The 24,296-nt window shown below is 43.6% G+C and carries 18 protein-coding genes; 1 reads left to right on the top strand and 17 read right to left on the bottom strand.

Going from position 1 to position 24,296, the window contains the following annotated elements; all coding sequences use genetic code 11:
• Positions 1-358 precede the first annotated feature (358 nt).
• On the bottom strand, positions 359-2,548 hold the full coding sequence (gene recG / locus HF312_02500; GenBank protein MCU7519057.1) for an ATP-dependent DNA helicase RecG: 2,190 nt from the start codon (positions 2,546-2,548) through the stop codon (positions 359-361).
• Between the two features lie 142 nt (positions 2,549-2,690).
• On the opposite strand from recG, the gene HF312_02495 reads away from it, so the two are divergent.
• Positions 2,691-4,898 (top strand): S46 family peptidase, encoded by a 2,208-nt coding sequence (locus HF312_02495; protein ID MCU7519056.1) that lies wholly within the window; start codon positions 2,691-2,693, stop codon positions 4,896-4,898.
• Positions 4,899-4,978: 80 nt separating this feature from the next.
• Here HF312_02495 and HF312_02490 read toward each other — a convergent pair whose 3' ends face one another.
• The 16 genes from HF312_02490 to rpmE form a co-directional block, all read right to left on the bottom strand.
• The gene (locus HF312_02490; GenBank protein MCU7519055.1) at positions 4,979-5,746 is read right to left on the bottom strand and encodes a glycosyltransferase family 2 protein; all 768 of its coding nucleotides are present in this window, start codon (positions 5,744-5,746) and stop codon (positions 4,979-4,981) included.
• Entirely contained in the window at positions 5,746-7,848 is a 2,103-nt protein-coding gene (locus HF312_02485) for a hypothetical protein (protein MCU7519054.1), read from the bottom strand. Before HF312_02485 ends, HF312_02490 begins: the two co-directional genes overlap by 1 nt.
• 4 nt (positions 7,849-7,852) lie before the next feature.
• Positions 7,853-9,709: an ABC transporter ATP-binding protein gene (locus tag HF312_02480; protein MCU7519053.1), complete on the bottom strand. Its 1,857-nt coding sequence runs from the start codon at positions 9,707-9,709 to the stop codon at positions 7,853-7,855.
• The gene (locus HF312_02475) at positions 9,706-10,971 is read right to left on the bottom strand and encodes an SPOR domain-containing protein (GenBank protein MCU7519052.1); all 1,266 of its coding nucleotides are present in this window, start codon (positions 10,969-10,971) and stop codon (positions 9,706-9,708) included. The genes HF312_02480 and HF312_02475 overlap by 4 nt, the downstream gene beginning before the upstream one ends.
• Before the next feature lie 5 nt (positions 10,972-10,976).
• Positions 10,977-11,639, bottom strand: a complete 663-nt coding sequence (locus HF312_02470) for a site-2 protease family protein (protein ID MCU7519051.1) — start codon at positions 11,637-11,639, stop codon at positions 10,977-10,979.
• 1 nt (position 11,640) lies between these two features.
• Positions 11,641-12,534, bottom strand: a complete 894-nt coding sequence (gene xerD / locus HF312_02465; protein MCU7519050.1) for a site-specific tyrosine recombinase XerD — start codon at positions 12,532-12,534, stop codon at positions 11,641-11,643.
• 21 nt (positions 12,535-12,555) lie between these two features.
• Positions 12,556-14,748: an HDIG domain-containing protein gene (locus tag HF312_02460; GenBank protein MCU7519049.1), complete on the bottom strand. Its 2,193-nt coding sequence runs from the start codon at positions 14,746-14,748 to the stop codon at positions 12,556-12,558.
• Entirely contained in the window at positions 14,732-15,598 is an 867-nt protein-coding gene (locus tag HF312_02455; GenBank protein ID MCU7519048.1) for a Cof-type HAD-IIB family hydrolase, read from the bottom strand. The genes HF312_02460 and HF312_02455 overlap by 17 nt, the downstream gene beginning before the upstream one ends.
• 20 nt (positions 15,599-15,618) lie before the next feature.
• A complete protein-coding gene (locus HF312_02450) occupies positions 15,619-17,151 on the bottom strand; it encodes a sodium/solute symporter (GenBank protein MCU7519047.1) in 1,533 nt (510 codons plus the stop codon).
• A complete protein-coding gene (locus HF312_02445) occupies positions 17,148-17,495 on the bottom strand; it encodes an STAS domain-containing protein (protein ID MCU7519046.1) in 348 nt (115 codons plus the stop codon). Before HF312_02445 ends, HF312_02450 begins: the two co-directional genes overlap by 4 nt.
• A 14-nt stretch (positions 17,496-17,509) precedes the next feature.
• Entirely contained in the window at positions 17,510-18,097 is a 588-nt protein-coding gene (locus tag HF312_02440) for a glycosyltransferase family 9 protein (GenBank protein ID MCU7519045.1), read from the bottom strand.
• Positions 18,063-20,081 (bottom strand): NAD-dependent DNA ligase LigA, encoded by a 2,019-nt coding sequence (ligA, locus tag HF312_02435; GenBank protein MCU7519044.1) that lies wholly within the window; start codon positions 20,079-20,081, stop codon positions 18,063-18,065. Before ligA ends, HF312_02440 begins: the two co-directional genes overlap by 35 nt.
• Positions 20,074-20,949, bottom strand: a complete 876-nt coding sequence (locus tag HF312_02430; GenBank protein ID MCU7519043.1) for a DUF4115 domain-containing protein — start codon at positions 20,947-20,949, stop codon at positions 20,074-20,076. Before HF312_02430 ends, ligA begins: the two co-directional genes overlap by 8 nt.
• A gap of 107 nt (positions 20,950-21,056) precedes the next feature.
• Positions 21,057-22,421: a 16S rRNA (cytosine(967)-C(5))-methyltransferase RsmB gene (gene rsmB, locus HF312_02425; protein ID MCU7519042.1), complete on the bottom strand. Its 1,365-nt coding sequence runs from the start codon at positions 22,419-22,421 to the stop codon at positions 21,057-21,059.
• 114 nt (positions 22,422-22,535) lie between these two features.
• A complete protein-coding gene (locus HF312_02420; protein ID MCU7519041.1) occupies positions 22,536-23,795 on the bottom strand; it encodes a transferase in 1,260 nt (419 codons plus the stop codon).
• Between the two features lie 267 nt (positions 23,796-24,062).
• Positions 24,063-24,272, bottom strand: a complete 210-nt coding sequence (rpmE, locus tag HF312_02415; protein ID MCU7519040.1) for a 50S ribosomal protein L31 — start codon at positions 24,270-24,272, stop codon at positions 24,063-24,065.
• Positions 24,273-24,296 lie beyond the last annotated feature (24 nt).

The raw sequence follows: 24,296 nt of genomic DNA, 5'->3' as shown, positions 1-24,296 counted from the left end.
AAATCAGTTTGCAAGAACACTTAATTGTAATATAAAACATTCTTTATTATTTAAAAATATTTTTGGAGCAATAAGGAAAATATTTTGCTAAAAATCAAAATATTTTTAAAAATTCTTTCGGAAAAAATATTTTGTAAAAATATAAAAAGTTATTCTTTAAATAAAACAACATATTAAAATATTTTTATTTTTTTCTTTAACGCATGAACATTCCAGGCTTAAGTAAACTTTTCATGCAATGAAGCCTCACTATACAGAAATTACGAAGGTGGAACTTATGCAAGGGGATATAATGGGGATTGTTAACTATAAAACGAAACCGGGCGTTAAACTTTTAAGAGGAATCTGAAAACTCTACCTATGCAATCCTCGCATAGGCGAGATTTTCACGGTAGCTTCTAAGCAGGTTCTCCTTAATCAGTCCGTTCTCCGGAGCCTTAAGCTTAGGATCTGAACTGATAAGGCTGAATGCAGCTGCTTTAGCCTCCACAAGTATCTGAGTGTCATTTACAACGTCTGCGTACTTCAGTTCAGGAAAGCCGCTCTGCTTTGTCCCGAATATATCACCCGGACCTCTTAGCTTAAGGTCAATTTCCGAAAGTTCGAACCCGCTCGTATACTTTACCATGGAATGCAGCCTTGCCACGGCTTTATTCTTCTCTATCTGCGAAGGTGACATATACTCAAAGTCGGCGCTGAAATTATTTGTCCTTTCGGCGTATTCATCTTTTGTTACAAGAATGCAGTATGCCTGCTTGTTGCTCCTTCCCACTCTTCCCCTTAACTGATGCAGCTGTGAAAGGCCGAAACGTTCGGCATCATTAATAACTATTATATTGGCATCCGGAATATCTATTCCTACCTCAATAACAGTTGTTGCAACCAGCACGTCAAACTCTTTTCTGGCAAAGCGCATCATAGCCTCTTCTTTTTCCTGCCAGGACATCTGTCCATGCACCATGGCTATCCTTAACTCCTTCAGATGCGTCTCCTTGAGCTCAACAAAGTGGGTTTCAGCTGCCTTAAGCTCAATTTTATCGGATTCTTTTACCAGGGGATAGATAATAAACGACTGATAGCCCTCCCTGGCCTTATCAACTATGAATTTATATATGTTTGGAAGACTTGCCTCGCCTCTTAAAGAGGTTTTAATTGCAATCCTGTCTTTAGGCATTTCCTTTATTACTGAAACATCCAGGTCACCGTAAATTGTCATCGACAAAGTCCTTGGAATTGGTGTGGCAGTCATAACCAGCACGTCGGGCGAGTGCCCTTTGGTAATAAGTCTTGAACGCTGAACAACTCCGAAGCGGTGCTGCTCGTCAATTACAATGAGGCCGAGGTTGTTAAAAGTAACCGCTTCTTCAAAGAGTGCGTGCGTGCCGATAACAATGTCGCTTTCATTCATTTCAATCATTGACTTATTCTTCTGCTTTTCGGATTTCTTCTGCCCCCCTACAAGCAGGCTCACCTTTATATCAAATCCTTCCAGCATGCGCGTGATATTTTTATAGTGCTGGTCTGCCAGAATCTCCGTGGGCGCCATGAGCGCCGACTGGAAGCCGTTATCCTTTGCTATCAGCATTGCAATAAGGGCTACAATGGTCTTGCCGCTGCCTACATCCCCCTGCAGAAGCCGGTTCATCGGCTTATTCCTTTCCATATCATGCCTTATATCGCTTAAGACCCCGAGCTGTGCCCGTGTAAGGTCAAAAGGAAGCGTTTTAAGAAAGTCAGCTACAAGATGGCTTCTTACTTTCATGGAATAGCCCGGAAGCTGCTCCTGAATGTTATATTTCCTTAAGGCAACAAGAAGCTCAATATAAAAGAGCTCTTCAAACTTAAAGCGCAGCTGCGCGCGTTCAAGCTCTTCTTTTGAAGGAGGGAAGTGTATGTTCTTTACCGCCTCCCGAATGCCCGGGAGCTTATACTGCTCTATTATTTCAGGCGTAAGTGTCTCACCCAAGTCATCAGCATAGGTTTCCACGGCAGCACTGATGATCTTTCTCAGGCTCAGGTCCCCTATATTTGTCGAGCGTAATTCCTTTGAAACGCGGTAGAAAGGAATAATTTTGCCGGTGTTTAAGAAACGCTGCGACTCATCTTCGGTGATCTTGTCGAAATCGGGATGCACAAACTGCAGGTGGCCGTATTTTGTAAGTACAGGCTTGGATGAAACAGCATAATGCTCGCCCGGATTAAAAAGCAGCTGCATGTACCTGATACCCTGGAACCAGACACATTCAAAAAATCCGCTTGCGTCGCGCATCTTTACTTTCAGTATCTCTTTTTTACCATAACGGATCTTCTCCTTATCGAGCACCTGCCCTATTATGGTAACTTCACCCTCGTAGCCGTTTACAATGTGCCCGTATACCTTTGCGGCGTTCAGCGTAGTGGAACGGTCCAGGTATTTGGTAGGAAAATAGTAAAGAATCTGCCTTATGGTCTCAATACCCACCTTGGCAAACGATTCAGCCCTCTTGGGCCCTACGGACTTAATGAACTTTACAGAATGTTCCAGTGTATTTGTATTCGGGTTATTCATGATTTTCAAAAATAAGCCATTAGAAATGAACATGCAAACTTATAGGCTGCCGCCGGAGAATCCTTTACCAAATGATTTATGGCTATTAATTTCATATTTTTAGGACTTAAATCTTAATCTTTCCACTGAAAGAGGTGTATTAATGTTTTTGTTTAACAAGTACAGGAAGACTTTTCTTCTTATAATCGGTATTGTCTCCATATCGTTCTTTGCGGCTAAGGCTGTGCCCGAAAAACCACTGCCCGAAAAAGGCATGCCGGATCTGGATGAAGGGATGTACCCCTTAAGTGAAATCCATAACATCGCCTTAAAGCAGGCGGGCTTAAGGATTGATCCTTTGGAAGTATATAATCCAAACGGCATCAGCCTCGTAGATGCACTGGTAAATGTAGGAGGATGCACAGGAAGCTTCATCTCCGGCGAAGGCCTTATTATTACAAACCACCACTGCGTCTTCGGCGCTCTGCAGGCCGCCAGTACACTAGAACACGACTATATTGAAAATGGTTTCAAAGCCTCTGCAAAGGAAGAGGAGATTGAAGCCAAAGGGCTCAGCTGCCGTATTACGGATTCATATGAAGACGTTTCGGCAAAAATCCTGAAAGCAGCCGATGGAATTACCGACCCTGCTGAAAGATCCAGGGCAATGGAGAAAAAAAGAATAGAGCTGGTAAAAGAAGCTGAAAGCAAGGATAAAACCATAAGAGCTGAAGTTTCTGAAATGTTTGAAGGACAAACATACGTCCTCTTCAGGTACAGGCTTATCCGCGACGTAAGAATAGTTTACGTTCCCCCGCGCTCTATAGGGGAGTTCGGCGGAGAATCTGATAACTGGGTCTGGCCGCGCCATACGGGTGACTTTTCATTTGTAAGAGCATATGTTGCAAAAGACGGCTCCCCCGCGCCATACTCAAAGGACAACGTTCCTTTTAAGCCGAAAAAATTCCTGAAGGTTAATCCCAATGGCGTTAACGAGGAAGACTTTGTCTTTATTCTAGGTTACCCGGGCAGGACTTTCCGCCATAAGCCTTCAGAGTTCCTGAAGTTCCAGGAAAAATATCAGCTCCCCTACATCTCTGAACTTTATGACTTCCAGATTGCCGCAATGGAGAAGATGGGAGAGAATAATCACGAACTTGCAATCCGCTTTGCTTCAAGAATTAAGGGGCTTGCAAACGTGACAAAGAACTATAAAGGGAAGCTGAAAGGCCTCAGATCGCTTTCACTTGTAGATAAAAAACGCCGTGAGGAAAAGGACCTTCAGGCATTTATAGATAATGACCCTTCACTTAAAGCACAGTACGGAAGTGTGCTCCCGGAAACCGAAAAGGCTTATAAGAGCATGTTCAGAACTGCAAAACGCGACCTGTGGATGGGACAGATTTACAGATCTTCCACACTCCTCAGGCTTGCCGACCTGGCACTGGACTATGCAATTGATTCAAAAAAACCCGAAAGTGAAAGAAAGCAGGCTTATCTTAATATGCCTGAGCTAAAGAAAAATATTTCCGTTATCTACGGCACATTCGGCCTTGAGGCAGACAAGGTCTTCCTAAAAAGAATGCTTCAGGATGCCTCGGAGTTTCCTGAAGGATCCAGAATAAGCTCTGTAGATAAGATAGCCAGGGAAAAAGGCAACGCTAAAGCTATTGATGAATATATTGAGAAAGCTTTTAACAACAACAGACTTTCCGATGTAGAGTATTTCCTGAAACTTCTTACAAAAAGCTATGACGAGCTTGTTTCATTAAATAACCCCATCATTACTCTGGCCTTAGACTTAAGAAAAGAGGCTTCATCTTATGAAGATGAAAAAAGAGCGCTTGAAGGAACACTTGATGAACTCTCGGCAAGACTCATTGAAGTAAAAAGGCTCTGGCAGAAAAAGTCCTTTATTCCTGACGCCAACTCTACGCTCAGGCTTACCTACGGACACGTCAGGGGCTATTCACCTGCAGACGCTGTTTATAATTCTCCTTTTACCACTCTTCAGGGGGTAATTGAAAAGAGCTACCTTGGAGGTGAATACAGAATACCTGAAAAACTCCGCGAGCTTTATGAGAATAAGGATTTCGGACGCTTCTACAGCGAAAAAGCTAAAGGCCTGCCGGTTGCTCTTCTCTACGACATGGATACAACAGGCGGCAACTCAGGAAGCCCTATAATGAATGCCTACGGGGAACTAATAGGGGTTAACTTCGACAGGACATATGAGGCAACAATTAATGACTACGCCTGGAATGAAGACTACAGCCGCTCAATCGGCGTGGATATCCGCTATGTGCTCTGGGTTACACAGAAAATTGGCGGAGCAGATTTTATCTTAAGCGAACTGGGTGTTAATCTTTAAGGCATAACAAGTACTTATAAAAAAAAGCATGGCAGCACTTAAGCTGCCATGCTTTTTTTGTAAATACCTTTATTAAACTCTTACGCCTTTTCTTTGGAAGCCTTGTTTAATTCCCAGAGCTTGCAATACTTTGTAAAAACATAAAGTGATGAAAATACGGCCAGCATAAAGCCGTTAAGGCCGTCCAGAAAACCCAGTTTCATTATATACATCTTAAAGAAAAGAAATGGCGGCCTGAGAAGTATATCCTTCAAAGACGCACTCCTGTTTTTCTTAAAGAGCTCTTCAGCAGCAAGTGACGTGTAAATGTTAAATTTATCGAAGTAATGCTTGATTGAAGGATCGGTATAATGCTCCAGGTCGTGCCTCAATCTCCCTGTTTCACCTTCCACAACAAGATGCTCATGAACATCCTTGTTGCTGAAATGCGCACGGCTTTTACTAAAAAGCCTTTCAACGCGCCCCGGATACCAGCCGCTGTGCATAATCCACCTTCCAAGGAAATTTGCCTTGCGTGGAACTGAATAAGCGCTGAATGCGGGCTTGCCCATTTTGAATTCAAGTATTTCATTTTTAAGCTCAGGCGTCAGGGCTTCATCGGCATCAATCCAGAATATCCAGTCGTTTGAGGCTTTCGAAAGAGCATACTCCTTTGTCCTGGCATACCCCTGCCACTGGCAGACTTCGTAGACTACACCTTTTTCCTTCAGGATATTAAGCGTATTGTCCTTGGTCCTGCTGTCTACAATGACTATAATTTCGTCAACACAGCCCGCCTGGCTGTCGATGCATCGAGCAATATTATGTTCTTCATCCTTTGCAAGGATGATGGAAGATATCTTTATCATTAAAGTTGTTTCGGATTAAGAACTGTTTCTTCAATTTTGCCCGCCTCAGCCTTCAGGTCTTTTCTCTTGGAAGTAAGATAAAAAGCCAGGTTAAGCCCAAGCGTGAACCAGACCATTGTAATAATCTCATGGTCGCCGAAATTCCATTCGGCAAGACCTGAACCCAGGAACCCTATGAATGCAGCCATAGCCCCCAGGGCATAAGAAGAAGCAAATTCAACCGACTTGAGTGCATTGTAAATCTTTACGTGTACCGCCAGGATGCTGATAATAAGAAACATTACAATAATAAATCCCGGAATGCCCAAGGCAACCAGAAAATGCACATAATTATTATGGAAGTGCCCGTATGTTTCCTTGTCGTAATAATCCCTGTACAGCTTGTATATGTTCTGCATATCGATGTCGCCCACTCCGAATAGGGGATGGTCCCTTACAATGCGTGAGCCTGCCTTCCAGAGGTTCATCCTTTCTACGTTTGATGGATGGTAGGGATCAACCATAGAACCGATGCGGCTGCGCTTAACCTCTGAGGCCGCGAAGCCCCCATCAAGAACGGCAAGGCCTAAAGGCTGGTAGTTAATATGGATCTCACTTTTAATGACTAATTTATCCTTTATCGGGTACTCCAGATCATAGGCATTTCCTTTATAGTCAACAGCAACGAGCTTGCCCATAGAAAAGCCGAAAACCGAAACGCCCTGAAGTTTACTGTTTGAATCTGTTAGGCTAAGGCCGCCATTATCTATGCGGAAGAGCCTCAGGCTGCTGTTATCTGTAAAGAGGAGCCTGTCTCCCTTCAGATAAAGAAATCCGTAACTGGTATTAAATTTCCGGCTGAAGATTTTTTCTTTCGGCAGGCCATTACTCAATCTGTAAACTTCAAGATTGTTATTTCCGTCAAAGACTGCAGCCGCCGATGAATCAACGGACATTCTTTTAATTTTGTTTATTTCAGGGAACCTGACTTTTTCCTTAAGATTAGCAGGATTAGAAAGGACAGTAAGCCCGCTGTCGGAATCAGCCAGATAAAGTCTCCCATTGGAGGTAAAATAGTCAACATTTAAGCCGGGGGCAGTAAACTCCCCCGCGGGCTTCATTTTCCCGTTGGACTTCTTAAAAAGGAGGAATCTCAAATCCAACAGCCTTGCCACATAAGTGCTGTCAGTCCAGTATTCCATGCTCTGAACGGGGAAAGGTGTCGGTATCCTGCCCGTAAGTTTGAGGTTCTTATATTCAAGTATGCCGTTGTCATAATCGCAGAGGTAAACATCATCATTTTCACTGTATACCCCGGTGGCTCTTCCCATTGTAGGAATAGCTTTTTCTTCCACCAGGCTATTGCCGTCAAATTTGTAAACGTGCAGCACGCTCTTGTTCTTCTGGAGAAAAATAACTGCAACAAGCAGGATAATCATTGGGGCCAGTATGAGCCACTTTCTTTTTACAACGAGAATCAGGAATAAAGCCGCAGCTGTTCCGATCCATGCCGCACGCGTATCGCTTGCAACGAGGGCAATAAGGGACAATAAAAAACCCGCCAGATAAAATATTCTAACCTTAAAACTTCCCTTTTCATTTATGAGGAAGGCAAAGAAGAAAATAGTGGTAAAACTTATGAGCCCTCCTGCAGTCATAACATACTGGAAAACCGAAGGCCCTTTTCCCTGCACCACATAGAGGTTGGAAAGGAAGTATTTAACGGCAAAACCGAGATAAAATATTATTGTAAGAAAAGCCGCTCCAAGGTAAACCTTGAAAAATAGCTTTGCCTTGGAAAAATCATCTGCGGAGGCCATAATTGTATAGACCGTAGGTATCAGGAGAAATCTTCTGAGTACATTGCTGAATGCCTGGCGTTCATTAAACGAAAAGAAGGCGGCAACTACTTCAATCAGTATGAAAAGAAGGAAGGCCACTTCCAGGCCGGTTCTCTTAAACCTGTTCTTACCAAGAAAGTACTCTGCAATGATGCACAGAAGCGCTCCATAGTAGCCGAGTTGGTTTACGAAAATGGAATTATTGGTACTTACGAGGAAAAGAATCGCGCAACCAAAAATAATCCCGTCCAAAATTTTTATGACTGAGGTTTTGTTTTCCATTCTGCTAATCCCTGAATTGAAGTTCATAAAGTTTTCTGTATACGCTTTTGCTGTTTTCCATGAGCTCTTCATGTTTTCCCTGCTGAATAATGCGTCCTTTTTCAAGCACCAGAATTTTGTCCGCATTTCTTATTGTACTCAGCCTGTGGGCAATTACAACCGTGGTCCTGTCCCTCATGAGCCTTTCAATGGCCTCCTGCACCAAGACCTCACTTTCATTGTCAAGGGCCGAAGTGGCCTCATCAAAAATCATAATTGGAGGATTAACCAGAAGCGCCCTGGCTATTGAAATCCTCTGGCGCTGGCCTCCTGAAATCTTGGCTCCTCTTTCGCCTACAACCGTATCGTATCCGTGAGGCATCTGCATAATAAAATCATGGGCGTTTGCGGCCCTGGCAGCCTCAATGATCTTTTCCATGGGATAGTTATCAAGCCCATAGGCTATGTTATTTTTTATCGTGTCGTTAAAGAGCACGGTTTCCTGAGTTACAATTCCCATAAGGCTTCTGAGGTTTTCAATCTTTATATCTTTAATATCAAGGCCGTCAATAAGAATTTTTCCTGAAGTGGGATCATAAAACCTCGGAAGCAGGTCCACGAGTGTGGTCTTGCCTGAGCCGCTGCTGCCCACAAGGGCCACGATCTCGCCTTTGTTAATGTCAAAACAGAGGTCATTAAGAACCAGCTGATCTGAATCCTCATAGTGGAATGAGAGGTTCTTAAAAGTAATTTTATCCTGAAGTGTAGTTACCTCCGCAGCATCAGCCGCGTTTTCAATTCCGGGCTTTGTATCAAGTATTTCAAAAACCCTGTCTGCCGCGGCACTCGACTCCTGTATACGGTTATTTACGCCGCTTAACTCCTTAATCGGAGGCATGAGCTGGAATATCGCAAAAAGGAACCCCAGGAATTCACTTGCCTTTAGCGTTCCGTCCACAAGGACAAGCCTGCCGCCATAGTAAACTATAAAGACTCCAACTACAACGCTTAAGAATTCCGTTATCGGGCTTGAGGCATTTCTGATCCTTACAATTTTAAGGAACAGGTTAAAATAGCTTTTGGTCTCTTTTGTAAACTTTTTATTTTCATATTCCTCCATGCCGAAAGCTTTAACTATCTTGACACCTGAGATCGTCTCGTGGAGCACTGTCGTGATGTCGGACATTTTTTCCTGCAGCAGTATGCTGTGCCGGCGCAGTATAAGGCCGATCCAGCTGATAATAAAAAGAGAAACAGGGAGGATCAGTATGGAAAAAAGCATCAGCTTCCAGCTGATGGAAACCGCAATTCCCAGGAATACAAGGATCGTAAGGGGCTCGCGTATAAGGTTCAGAAACACGGCAGAGACGCTTGCCTGAACGGCATTTACGTCGTTTGTAATGCGCGAGATTAGATTGCCCGTCTTTTCATTCTTAAAATAGCTCATTGGAAGTTTATGCAGGTGCTTGTATGCGCTGTTACGCATATCTTTTATGAGCCCCTGCTCAACCGTTGCCAGATAATATGCCTGCATGTATCCGAAGATATTCTTTGCAAGGAATGAAGCAAGTATTAGTATGCATATCTTTACAAGAGAATCTGTTTTGCTGCCCGAGAAAATATAACTGTTGAAGGCATGCGATATTGACTCCTTAAAGTCAGTAATCCAGTGGGGCAGAAGACCGTTGGCCTTGTCAATCATTTGGGTCTGATCCGGAGCCTTGACTTTTCCAGGCTCCTGGAAAAGTGTATCGAGCAGAGGTATCATCAGGTATATGGATGCGCCATTAAGCAGTGCAAAAAAGATTGTGCAGAATATGGAAGCTGAAAGATGCTTCCAGTAAGGTTTTATAAAATCTAATATTCTATAGTATGTTTTCACTCTATTCCAAAATCGGGTATATATGGGATATTTCTTATTCCACAGCCGCCGGCAATGGCAACTGTATCAATTATCCTGTTGTTTCTGTAATCGTAAACTATTATTTGTGACTTTTCGTTGAATCCGTCGTCGAAGAAAATCAGGTCGCCCCTTAAGAGAAAATTTTTATAGCCTGCGCCTGCCCACTGTTTCAAAAGCTTACCTTCGTTTGCCGAAAAAAGGTAAAGGTTTGATGTCTCGGGCCTCCTGCCGTAAAGGCTCCTGTTACGCGGCGAAAGATCCACGGTTGAAAATACGAGATATCTTCCGTCTTTCGACCAGGCCGCCTCATTAAGCCTTTGCCTGGTAGTAAGTATGTTCCTTTTAGAAGATATTGCAACTCTGGTAACTGAAAATGTATATGAACCCGCATTAAAGGAGACCTCAAGCTGATTTTTGTTGTCAGGTGAACGGTTGTCGAAAATCAGCTCCGGCGGAGCAGGGTAATTTTCTTTTGCCAGGTCAAAACTCTTCTTCTCATTGCTTACAAGCCTGCCATTAAAGTCGTAAGTATAAGTATTCTGCACAACAAACGTATTTTTTGCCTTGTCAAATACGTTCATTATAATTCTGTAAGCTTTGCCAAGATCGTTATTTGTATAAATCTGAATACCGCTTCCAAGATTTTGAAGCTTTTCTATCTTCATGGAAGAAAGGTCAATCCTGTAAACCTTAACATTATCGACATACGGGAAAATGCTTTTCCTTCCGAAAGAGCCGACCGTAGTAAAAAGAGCGCCCGACATATCGGAAGAGTAGCTGCAGTCGGTTATCATTTCTCCCGGATGGCCCCACAGCTTCTTTTTCCTGCCCGTCCTCAGGTCATATTCATAGAGTGCTGTCGCACCTTTGAAATTTCCTACAACAACAACTCTTGAGAATTCATCCGGAATAGCGGCCAGGTCGCGCGTAATAAGGTAGTTATCAATAGCTTTAGCGTTCAGGAGTTTGTAGGCAGCCAGCCCGGCCTCATAGGATGAGGAGAAATTTCCGAGTCTAACAATATACGGCTGTTTCCCATTCTGTTGGGGAATCTCTTTTACCGCAAGGGGCTGGTTTGTCTTTGTTTCCAGTTTTCTTATATAATCTTCAGCGCTATCCTTAGTTCCAAACGTCCTCACCTGAACATAGTAAATTCCCTTATTCGTATCTTCCGGTTTGTCTTTTTTACCACACGATATAATGAAAACAGAAAAAGACAGCAGATAAAGCGACCATTTCATAATTGTTAAAGTTTTCCAAAGGCAAAGATAAACATTTTAAAGATAAAATTGACAATTCTTATAAAATAACCCCAGAGCGGGCTGAACATAAATATCATAAGTATAAAGAAGCCGTATAGGCCCGAGCCCGCAATTTTTGATGTAACCTCATTCGGAAACAGGTCAAACAGTATATGTGAGCCGTCCATCGGTGGAATGGGCAGCAGGTTAAAACAGAAAAGAAATACGTTAAAGTAGCTTCCCATCCAGAGAATGCCGCTAAGCCTCTGAAGCATGGAGGTCTGTGCCGTAGAAGGGGAATCCAGAAGAGCATAAAGCAGAAACAGCACAACAGCAAGAAAAAAGTTTGCAAAGGGACCGGCAAAGGACACAACAGCATCATCTCTTAACATATTCTTAAAATTTCTTCTGTTAACAGGAACCGGTTTGGCCCATCCTATAAGAAATGACGATGAAGCAAAAGAAATAAGTGGCATCAGAACGCTCCCGATCATGTCTATGTGCTTTATAGGATTCATGCTCAGGCGCCCCTGGTTCTTTGCCGTATCGTCGCCAAACTTCGAGGCAAAGAAAGCGTGCGAAAATTCATGAAAAGCCAGTGAAATAAAAAACACCGGCAAAAACAGGATAAAATTTATCAGTTTATCGTTAACTTGTATCTCAGGCAATTTATTTTCCTCTCGGATGGCAGTCCCTGTGGACCTGTTTAATGTACTCCCTGTCTATATGGGTATAGATCTGTGTGGTTGAGATGTCTGCATGCCCCAGCATCTCCTGCACTGCACGCAAATCAGCTCCTCCTTCAAGCAGATGAGTGGCAAATGAGTGCCTGAATGTATGCGGATGTACCGGCTTCATAATGCCCGCTTCGCGTGTATACCGGTCAACAATTTTCCACAATCCCATTCTCGAGAGCCTGCTTCCCCGGTTATTAAGGAAAAGCACGTTCTGGCTTTTCATTTTGTTCTCCAGCAGGGGACGGCTGTGCTTCAGATAAATGTTTATCCATTCTATTGCGCTTGAACCGATCGGGACGAGCCTTTCCTTCGAGCCTTTGCCGAAGACACGTATAACCTCTTCACTTAAGAAAAGGTCCTGCAGGTGAAGCCCTATTGCCTCGGAAACCCTCAGGCCTGAAGCGTATAGCACTTCAAGAAGCGCCCTGTCGCGCAGCCCCAGCTTTGAATCAGTGTCAGGACGCGATAATATCTTCTCAACCTCGTTAAAGGTAAGCACCTCGGGAAGCTTTCTTGAGAGTTTTGGCGGCATGATCTTCTCTGCAGGATTACTTTTTATATAATCGCTCGCAAGAAGATATTCAAAATAACCCTTATGCGAGGAAAGATACCTTGCAGAAGTTGTTCCTGCAACACCCAGGTCGCTCAGCATTTTGTAAAAGTCGGAAAGAAGTCCGTAGTCAATATCACTTTCGTCCAGGACACCCCTGTCGGCGGCAAAATTTACCAGGTTCATGAGGTCGTTCCTGTAGCTCGTAATGGTATTTTCAGAAAGATTTTTCTCGAGCTCTAAGACAGTTAGATATTCGTCTATTAAATTTTTCATTAGTAATTTTGATTACAGTTATCAGATTCCCTTGAGGTTTTCCATTTCATCCTGCTTCGGGTAGCGTATCCTCTTATGATGCTGTCCGAGTAATATACTCAGGAAAGATTCTTTAATCTTTTTAATATCCGACAATGTAATCGGGGAGTCATCGAGCTGGCCGTCATCAATTCTGTTTTTAATGAGGCTGTTGATTACATTTTCAACCTTAACGGGATCAGGATTCTGTATCGATCTTACCGTGGATTCACAGGCATCGGCAAGCATTACAAGCGCAGTTTCCTTTGAATTGGGTTTCGGACCCTTGTAGCGGAAGTTGTTTATATCAACGTTATCCTCGCCGTATAACGCCTTTGCCTTCTCATAAAAGAAGCTTACAACGAGCGTTCCGTGGTGCATTGGAATAAAGTCTATAATTTCCTGCGGAATATTATTCTCACTGGCAAGTTCAATACCCTGCTTAACGTGATCAATAATCAGGCTTGCACTTTCCCTCGGGTCCAGGTGCTCGTGGCGGTTTTCATCATTCAGCTGGTTTTCAACAAAGTTCGCCGGATCCTTTGTCTTGCCTATATCGTGATAATAAGCACCGACTCTTGCCAGAAGGGGGTTAGCGTGGATCTGTTCGGCAGCGCCTTCAACCAGTGAACCTACCGTCATTGCGTGCGTAAAAGTGCCTGGAGCCTTGCGCGCCAGCTCTTTTAGAAGCGGCCTGTTGAAATCCGTAAGCTCCAGAAGCGTAAGGTCTGTTGTAATCTTAAATAAACGCTCGAAGAAAATTATCATTCCGAACGTAAATACCGGACTGATAAGTGCATTGGAAGCGGCAAAGACCAGTTCGAGCACAATGTTATTAATTGTATCAAACCTTTCCAGGCCGAAGGCAAAAATGCTGACGGCATAGCCGAGCAGTATATAAACAAAAGAGCGGAAGACCTGTGTGCGGTTTTTGATATCGCGCACCGTGTAGGAAGCCAGTGCACCGGCAAAGATATTCATTGCAACAAAAGAATAATCATTACCCCTTAAACCCCCGGCAATAAGAGAAATAACAACCGTACCGTAGAAACCTACCCTGGAATCAAATATTATTGTAAGCAGCATTGAAGCTGCCGGAATAATTATTAGCAGGTAAACCGGCGAGTCGACATTTATCTGATGCACCAGGAATGCAACAAAGCTTATGAACAAGACGATGATGGAAATAAGGAGTATCTTAACGTTGTCGCCGTAAACTTTTTTCCTGAACAGGAACAGGTATATTACAAAAAGAGCAAGTATGAGAAGTACGTGCAGAAACTTTCCCAAAAGCTGCGTATAGCTGTTAATAAAGCCAAGTTTTTCGGCCTTAGCTCTTCTGTAAGAATCAATTTTGAGCTTTGTCTCCTCGCTTATCCTGTCGTGCTTTGCTATTATTCTTTCATTCTCATTTACAATGCCGATATTAGGAGAAACCTTGTTTTCTGCAACCTTTACTTCCTGCTCTGTAAGGTCTTCCCTGTATATCAGATTCGGTTTGATGAAATGAGCAATATACTCTGCCACCGCGTTATTAAGCTGCGCATCTCCGCTTATCTTTGCGGCCCTTTCGGCAACAGCCTCGCGCACACGCGTAATATCCTGAAACTTCGTCTTGGGTTCTATCTGGTCAAACTTACCTGCCCTGACGGCAATGCTGTCTTTTTTAATTTCATTATAAAGCAGGTTCAGTATATCAGATTTATATACGTCTTTTACAATATTTTCGGCAAGCGTGAGTATGTAGCGGAGATTCTGATTGTTGGGAGCTGAGAAGGTGCTTTCCGACTGCCTGAGGTTTCTGAAGCTTTTATATGAAGAAGGGCTTAGGAATATCTGGTCTTCTTCCGGCTGGCTGGCTGCCAGGTCACGGTCAATTACAGATATCAGGTACTCGTTATATTTCGAAAGAGAATCCAGCACCTGCCCGATTACGTTTTCCCTTTTCTGAAATATAGGTAAAACGCTCTCGGCAGCCCGCCTTTTTTCCTGCTTATATGCTTCAGGACTTTTATAAATCGGGAAGCTGTTGTTTGCGATTAAATCGTCGTGCAGCCAGATTGACCCCACGGTGACCTCGGATTCGATTGACTCTCCTCCGGGGAACATCATTACTATCAGAACAACTGTAACGAATAAAATAAGCAGTTTTATTCTCAGACTTTTTCTCAGAACGGACTTATCTGCGAATCCCATTCTTTTCCTTTTTTGCTCTTAATACCATCTCCAAAAACTCAGCCACACCATCTTCATTGTTTGTTCTTTTGGTGACATACTGAGCCATTCTTTTAATTTCCGGGACGGCGTTCGCCATAGCAATCTTCAGTGCTCCTGTTTCAAAAAGGCTCCTGTCGTTGTACCAGTCGCCAAGGACAGCTGCCTCTGTAATTTTTATTTTCAGGTGCTTAAGAAGCCTTTCAAGGCCGGAACCCTTTGAAACCCCGGACTTTCTTATTTCTGAATAGTAAATTCCGTCGTGATAATGCGACTTGAAGTAAGAAGCATTGATACCGAAACTGTACGGGAAGCTCATTTTGTTTTTGAGGAATTTGACCGCATCGTTCTGATCGCCTGCAACAACCACCTCAAGAACTTTTTTTGAAAGCCCGTCGTAGCTTTCCACTTCCCTGAATTCCGCCCCGAACTTGTCCAGTATATTGGGTATGGAGGAATTATATTCCGTAAAGAAAATCGCCTCGTCATGGCAGAGCGCAATTTTAAGGAAAAGCTTATCTGCCAGCTTTATAGCCTTTTTGACGTAGCGTTCAGGCACATACGAATTAAATACCGTTTCAGCATCGTAATTACTTTTAATCAGGGCCCCGTCCAGAGATATGAGCGGGGTCTTAAGTTCCAACAAAGACGCATATTCTGTTATTGCACACTGAAGCCTTCCTGAGGCCATCGTAAAACGCATGTCATAGTTCTTAAGCTCTTTAACCAGCTTCTGTGTTTCCTCACCAATCATTCCCTTGTCATTTAGCAGTGTACCATCGAGATCAAATACTATAAGTTTAAGCTCACTTAGATTATCTTTATTTATCATAACAGAAAATTACGCTTTTTTTAAGAATTTTTATTTTCATTTACCGCAGGAGCCAGTTTTTCTCTCGCTATTGCAGTACCGTTCGATTTATCAGGAATTTCATCTTTCCTGACAGAAAGCTTGCTCAAAAACCAGCCGATAAACATCGTTGTAGCCACACCAATAATGGTGTACCAGGTCCAGGCAACGAGTTTAAGTGAAATGACCGTAATCATTACAAATATACCCGAGGTAAAGCCTGCAAGAGCATCTTCCTGCGTGGCTTTTTTAACAAAGAGGCCTAAAAGGAACGTGCCCAGAAGCCCTCCATAAGTAAATGATGCAATGCTTAAGGCAAGCTCAACTACTGCACGCGATGAATTCATAAAGAATATTGCGGACAGAACCAGAATTCCAGCCCATACTATTGTAACTATCCTGGATATTCTGAGCTCTTTTTTATCATCGACGTTGTGTTTTTTGAAGTAGTTCTTAAACAGGTCCAGCATAGTCGAAGATGAAAGCGCACTCATCGAGCCTGCAAGAGTCGACATTGCAGCAGAAAAAAGACCCGCAATGATGATGCCTGAGATTCCAACGGGAAGAACGTCCAGAATGAATTTCGGGAATATCTCATCCGACTTTACATTCATCGGTCCATAGTATGCATAAAGCGCAAGGCCGACACAGAGGAACAGTGCGAACTGTACGATTACTATTATACCGCTACCAATGATAGCCTTTCTTCCGCCTGAAAGATTCTTTGCCGTAAGAAGTCTCTGAACAATGATCTGGTCTGTTCCGTGCGAAGCCATTGAAAGGAAAGTACCTCCCAGTATGCCGCCTATAAAAGTATAAGGCGTCGAGAAAAATCCCGATATGCCGTTTTCAAAACCCCAGTTGATAACATTTAATTTATTGTTCGGAGCTGCGGCATTGACAACTGATGTCCAGCCTTCAGGCAGCAGTTGCAGAAGAAATATTCCTGCAATAGCAGCGCCGCCAAGATAGATAAACATCTGAATTACCTCAACCCATATAACCCCTTTAACGCCGCCGGTATATGTATAGATTAAAGTAACACAGGCGATAATAGCAATGGCCACCGGATAGTTGATGTTCAGCATCAGCTTCAAGGGAATTGCTGCTGCAAAGAGCCTTACGCCGTCGGCAAGTGTCCTGGTAAGCAAAAATACAACAGACGCAAAAGACCTCGTCTTAACGCCGAACCTGTTTTCCAGGAAGGCATAAGCCGTAGAGAGTTCACCTTTGTAATACTGTGGTAAAAAGAAATATGCTATGACAACTCTTCCAATCAGATATCCTAAGGTAAGCTGCAGGAAATTGAGATTTGTCAGATACGCAACGCCCGGAATTGAAATAAAAGTAAGTGTGCTTGTTTCCGAGGCAACAATTGAAAAACAGACTGCCCACCATGGAACAGCCTTGGCACCTAAGAAATAATCCTTGGCAGACTTTTGTTTTCCGCCCGAGACAACACCGAAAATTGCAATGCCTATCAGATAGGCCACAATAATAACATAATCAATTGTACGGTCCAAAATTATACCTATATTTTTTCGAGTTCAGAAATAGCTTCATTAACCGTATTGCAGACCGGCAGAACCCTGTCGAGCTGTGAAATACGAATTAATGTCATGACATTTTTTGAAGGGGAGGCAAGCCTGATGTGCCCCTGATTTCCGCTTAATATACGGTAGGCAAGAAGCAGGGCGCTTAAACCAGAACTGTCGCACGTTTCTACTTCAGACAGATCGACAATAAGCTTACTTATCTCTTCTGCATGAAGCATAATCGTAAATTCTCCCTTAACCATTCCGGCAAGAGAAGAATTAAGACGTTTTTCGTTTAATTTGAAGATTGAAATATCCCCAACTCTTTTTACTTCAAAGTCCATATTTATTCTCTCTGTTAAAACATTTGTAGCGAATTTAATAAATTTCTATATGAAAATGCAGAGTTAATTTCATTATTTATAATCTGCAGATTATAAAATTTATCCGAATTTCTCTTCCGGAAACCGATTCTGTATTTCGAATCCACCAAATTCGCCGCAACGCTGCAATAAATATTCTCAGGGATATTCAAATCCACAACAACGTCAAACTTTTCCTGCCTGAGCATGTGAGCAAACCTTCTTTTCGGCAGCTCCAGGCGCGTCATGTCCTCAGGCTTGACCTGAATATAATTATAATAGCTGTTGTGCCAGAGGTTTGCTATCTTATCCTCTTTCACAAACAGACTGACTTTCTTTCCCTTCTTCATAATTAAACCGGCAAACTCAAGCGCATTGCTGAAGTCCTCACTGCTCTCGGGCATTACAATCAGGAAGCTTTCAGCATCGGCAACAAAGCCCGAGAAAGACTGCGGCGCATAAGACTCCTTAGCGTCACTTTTCTTTAAGAATGTCCTCGAGGCAATCAGATAACCCAAACGGCTTCTGAGTGTCTCGAAGAAGCGGTTATTATCCTTTAAGGAGGTCAAGGAATTCGTCTTCATTTATGATTCTCACGCCAAGCTGTTCAGCTTTAGCCAGTTTTGAACCGGCATTTTCGCCGGCAAGGACAAAGTCAGTTTTCTTGCTGACACTGGAGGCTACTTTACCCCCTGCAGCAATTATTTTATCGGACGCCTCCTCACGCGTAAAACGGTAAAGAGTTCCTGTAAGTACAAAGGTTTTATTCTCAACTGCGCTTAAAGCCTGAAGTTTCCCTTCCGCCTGGAAGTTAAGCCCTTCTTCTTTAAGGCTTTCAACTATCTGCCTGTTTTTTTCATCGGAGAAAAACTTCCTGACGCTTTTGCTGATGCTTGGCCCGATCTCATAGACCGACTCAATTTCCTCTTCAGAGGCGTTCATAAGATCGTCTATAGACCTGAAATGCTCGGCAAGCTTGCGTGCAGCACCTGCCCCCACATATCTTACACCAAGAGCAAAGAGAACTTTTGAGAATGGCTGCTGCTTACTTTTTTCTATAGATTTCAGAAGATTATCAACACTTTTCTCCCCTAAACGCTCGATCTGAATAAGCTCACTTCTTCTATCCTTTAACTTATAAATATCCGCATAAGTATTCAAAAATCCAAGTTCAACAAACAAGTCCACAAGCGACTCTCCAAGCCCCTCAATATCCATTGCCCCGCGGGATGAAAAATGCTCAATCCTCCCTTTAATCTGGGCCGGGCACTGGTGGTTTTCACAGTAAATTGCAACTTCGCCTTCGGGCTTGAACAGCAGAGAGCCGCACACAGGACATACCGATGGTACCTCCGGCTCTTTGCTGCTAGCGGGCCTTTCGCTTAGGACCACAGCAACCACTTTGGGTATTACGTCGCCGCCCTTTTCAATTATGACGGAGTCCCCTTCGCGAATGTCTTTTCTTTTAATTTCATCTGCATTATGCAAAGTGGCACGGCTTATTGTGGAGCCGGATAAGAACACAGGTTCCAGGTCCGCTACCGGCGTCAGTGTGCCCGTGCGGCCAACCTGCCAGACAATCCTGCTTAGTTTTGTAACCGCCTGGCGCGCTTTGAACTTAAATGCCACGGCCCAGCGGGGGCTTTTGGCAATTGTACCTAAAATCCTTTGCTGGCGCAGTGAATTTACCTTTATAACGGCACCGTCAATTTCATAGGTAAGAGTGTTCCTTATTTCTTCAAGATGCCTGCAGAAGGAGAGCACTTCATCTATATTCCTGCAGAGTTTGTACTCCTTGTTAACCTTGAAGCCCAGCTTCTGCAGCAGTTTCAGGTTTTCAGCGTGCGTTTCAAAACCGTTTTGAGGGTTTAAGAGATAATAAACAAATATGCTCAAAGGGCGTGAGGCAACAAGCTTCGGATCCTGGAGCTTTATTGTACCGGCCGCAAGATTTCTTGGATTTGCAAAGAGTTTTTCGCCTCTTTCCTCGCGCTCACGGTTAAGCTTCCTGAAGTGCTCTATCTCTATATATATTTCCCCTCTGACCTCAATATTATCCAGCCTGTGATCTGTAACAAACTCTCTTTTCAGGCGCAGGGGAACAGACTTGATCGTCTTGGCATTAGCCGTAATTTCTTCGCCGATCGTGCCGTCGCCGCGCGTAGCTGCAGTTATAAGGACGCCTTTTTCATACCTCAGGCTCACCGAAACGCCGTCAATTTTCATTTCCACAACGTATTCCACGTTTTCGCCCTTCGGTAGGCCTTCTCTGACACGCCTGTCAAAATCCAGGAGCTCTTTTTCGCTGTACGTGTTTGCAAGGCTCAGCATCGGTACAATATGCGTAACGGGCTTAAATTCCCTGGTCAGGTCACGCCCGACCCTCTGCGTCGGAGAGTCAGGAGATATCAGCTCTGGATTCTCCTCCTCAAGACTCTGGAGCTCTTTAACGAGCATATCATAATCATAATCGCTTATGGAAGGCTCGGCGAGAACATAATACTTGTAATCATGTTCCCGTATCAGTTCTATGAGTTCTTCAATTCTTTTCTGGGCGATATTACTCATTCTTGTCTTTTGATGATTTGACGGCTCTCGAAGAAGCTACTCCGCTTGAATCAATTCTAAGCACTCTTACAGTTCCCTTGCCGCCAGAGAAACTGAGCGGATTATTATTTAACATCAGCTCAACGGAACCGGAGTTTCCAAGAATTACTTTGAAATTTCTCCTGGCCTTTATGTCCTTTTCCGTGTTGGGCTGAAGGTTAAATTCGCTTACGCGTGTACTGTCTGCTGTAATCTTAACCCACGTAAGATCTTTGGTTTTTACCTTTAAGGTAAGACTGTCATTTGATGCAGACTGAGGAGCCGTCTGCGCTGGAGCAGTAGCTGCAAGGCTGTCGGTCTTAGGTTTATTGTTCTCAATATATTCCTCATAAGGCTTTTCTGTAACTATTTCCTTTGAAGAATGATGGAAGAACATGAAGTAAGCAGCTACAATCACAATAAAAAGCAGAATACCTATTCCTGCAACAATCAGATTACCTCTGCCTGACTGTTGAGACAAGGAGTCGTCCTCAGACAGCGGGGCAGATGTATCGATAGAATGATATTCTTTTTTGGGGTGCTTTGGCTGCTGCGGTGGTCTTTCCTCCCTCTGAGCATGGTGAGTTTCCTCTTCCTGCCGTTCCTGGTATTCGTGACCGCCTTTTGCAGCCTCAAATTTCCGGATTACAGCCTCTTCGTCCATGCCAACTGCGGCAGCATATGATTTAATAAAAGCCTTCAGATATACCTCAGGCAGCACCTCAAAATTACCATTTTCAATAGCTTCAAGGTATTTTATGCTTATACGTGTCTTAACAAACATCTGCTGAAGCGTAATTTCCTGCTTCAGCCTGTTTTCTTTCAATTCCTCTGCTAATTTTCTCATCATTAGTGACCCATGTAATACAACTTTTAATTGTTCATTATTAAAATATTAAAAACTTTTTATAATAGATATGCAATTATGAGAAAAATTGGCAACATTTGCCAGCCAAATCAACCAACCCTGTCCATCCTGCATGCAAAGGCGCCGTCAGTATTGTTTACATGCGGCAGTGTCTGAAGACACCCGTTTTCATCTATCAGTTCCTCAGGAACCGCGCCGCAATTCCTGTTAATTACAAATTCCGGATGTGTTGAAAGGAAGCGGCTTACTATTTCAAAGTTTTCATCAGGCTCAATTGTACAGGTGCTGTAGACTAATGCCCCTCCGGCCTTAACCAGGGAAGCCGCCTTCTCCAGGAGCTCAGACTGCAGGGCGTTCAGGTTTCTGATATCAGAGGGATCTCTTTTCCATTTGATGTCCGGCTTCTTCGACAGCGTCCCCATCCCCGAGCACGGTGTATCCAGCAAGACACGGTCAAAAGGCTCATCTTCATACCTTAATGCGTCGGCCTCTAAGGTCCTGACGTTGGTAATACCAAGGCGCTCAAGATTTTTCCTTAAGGACTTAAGCCTGCTCTCATACTTATCTATTGCAACAATTTCCCCTTCATTATTCATCAGGTTGGAAATATAGGTGGTTTTCCCTCCCGGGGCGGCACAGAGGTCCAGGACACGCATGCCGGCCTTTGGATCTAAAAGCCTGCATGAAAACCCGGTGCTTTCGTCCTGAATATTAAAATACCCTTTAGAGAAATACTCCCAGTCCATGATATTGGTAACCGTATTAAGCCTGATGAATTCAGGCAGGAACCTGCCCGGCGAATATTTCAATGAAACGCTGTCTAGAAGCTCCTTGAATTCTTCAACGGTTGTCTTTTGTGTATTTACCCTTAAGGAGAGCCCCGGCCTTTCATTGTTTGCAATCAGCAGCTTTTCAGCTGCCTCAGGACCGAATCTTGTTATCCAGCGCTTTACCATCCAGAGCGGGTGGGAATAGTAGACGCTTAAATAAAGCGCAGCGTCCTCATTGGGATCGGGATAACGGATAACGTCCTTGCTGCGTATTATGTTTCTTAAGACGGCATTAATAAGACCTGCAGACTTCTGCCCCTGTAGCCTTTTAATCAGCTCCACGGCCTCGTTGACTGCCGCATAGGCTGGAATTTTATTTAAGAACAGGATCTGATAAGCTGCCACACGGAGTGTGTTCTTTACGTTCGGAACGCTTTTGGAGAACTGCCCCCTGAAAAAACTGTTTAATATCCAGTCGATCCTGCCGCTCCAGCGGCAGACGCCGTGCACTATCTCGTAAAGCAGGGCTTTATCCTGCCCCGAGAGTCCTGAGGTCTTCATTTCATTTTCAAGGAGCTTTTCCAGATAGGCATCCGTGCGGTCAATTCTGTTTAAGACCTTGACTGCTATGCCTCTTGCACCCGCATACAAATCAGACTTTGTCTGATCTTCCTCATGTACCATATATAATAGAGTTTCCCTTCCGTACTTGTCCGAAAGCTGAGAGGTAATCACATCTTCCGGAGAATTAGAGTTAAAAATCAAATAATTACTGCACAAATATATTACACAAATATATCAATAAGGATAACCTTTTTTCCTTCTTTCCTTAGTAGTTAAATCAAATATTTTTCTAAAAAGTTTCTCATCCTGCTCTGTCATATTATAATCGCGTCTTAGCATGGCGCGCCTTGCAGTTTCGATCGACCTTTGCAGGTCGTAAGTCGTTACTGCATCGCTTCCGCCCCAGGAGAAAGAGGGGAGGTACTTTGCCGGGAACCCTGCTCCAAAGATGTTGCATGAATAACCTACAATTGTGCCCGTATTAAACATCGTATTAATGGCGGTTTTTGTATGATCTCCCATTATGGCACCCAGAAACTGCGTCCCTGAGTCAACAACCTCACCGTTAACGTAAATCTTAACCGACCCGTAATTATTCTTAAGGTCGCTGCAGTTCGTATCGGCACCTATATTGACCCAGCTTCCCAGGTACGCGTGCCCCATAAAGCCCGAATGCTGCTTGTTTGTAAAGGGCAGTATTATCGTATCTTCTACCTCGCCGCCTATCTTGCAGATCTTGCCAATACTGACATTATCGTAAATTCTTGCGCAGCTTTTAACCTGGCTGCCCTCACCTACATAAACCCCGTCTTCAATTACTGCGTTGGCTCCAACTACGGCGTTCTTATCTATATATATTGGCCCTTTTTCAGCGTCCAGAACCGCACCGGGCTTTATCTCGGCCCCCTCATCAATAAATATGTTCCCTTTTTCCAGAAGATGTGCCCCCGGATAGACTTTTCCCAGTATTTTTTCTTCTTTATCGCGCGTAAGTATTTCAAAATCGCAGAGGAGCTGCTGGCGGTTATTTGTAATGAGGTCCCAGATGTAATCGATGTGCCTGATTTCCACCTGCTCGGCCGGAATGCCGTCAAAATCAGCCATGGAGAAGAGGTCGAAAAGATTTCCTTTGAGTTCCTGGAGCTTCGAGCCTGAAACCCTGGCTGCAATAATAGTCCCTTTGTTAAGATAAAGCTTGTTTCCTGTGTCCTCTAAGGGGATCTGGCCCATCATGTCCGGGGGAGCCAGAATGCGGCCATTGACAAAAAGGCATGCATCGTCCTCAATTTTATTTACGTCCACATTTGGATTTTTTGCCTTTACAACCGGTTCAAGATACTGCCTGCAATGAAGCGAGTATTTGACTTCCGGATAGGCGCGAAGTATTTTCGCCCTCAGTGAATTTATGCCGCAGATAAGATCGTACGTAGGCCTTGAGTAGATCAGGGGTTCGAGCCTGTCAAAATATATATCCTCGAAAATGCATAGCTGCATATGACACCCTCTTTAGTTCTGTGAAAATGTATTTTAATTAAATATACTCACACTGCTATGAGAAATGCCAGACGGCTGGAATTTTAAATGCCCCGGCCTAAAATGCAGAAACCGGAAGATGACACCGTAAAATGGCTTCAAAGCACCAAATTTGTTCAAAATCAGATGGGATACTGCAAAAACTGAGAGTCTTGAGGCAGGATCAGCTGCTATAGGGAGCTCTTTAACGGAAAAAAATTTTCCGTTAAAGAAACCCAAGAAAAGTTATTATTTTGCTGCTGTTTTAGCGTATTTTCTGTTAAATCTTTCAACTCTACCGGTTGAATCGATAAGTTTCTGCTTACCGGTAAAGAACGGATGGCAATTTGCGCAAATTTCGAGTTTTATGTCACCGGCTGTTGAGCGGGTTGTAAAAGTATTGCCACATACACAACTTACAGTAGCTTTTTTGTATGAGGGATGAATTCCTGCTTTCATATTGTACCTTGCCTTCTAAAAATA

It is taken from the genome of Ignavibacteria bacterium (genome assembly GCA_025612375.1).
Taxonomy (GTDB): domain Bacteria; phylum Bacteroidota; class Ignavibacteria; order Ignavibacteriales; family SURF-24; genus JAAXKN01.
This window is presented reverse-complemented; position numbering and strand designations above follow the sequence as displayed.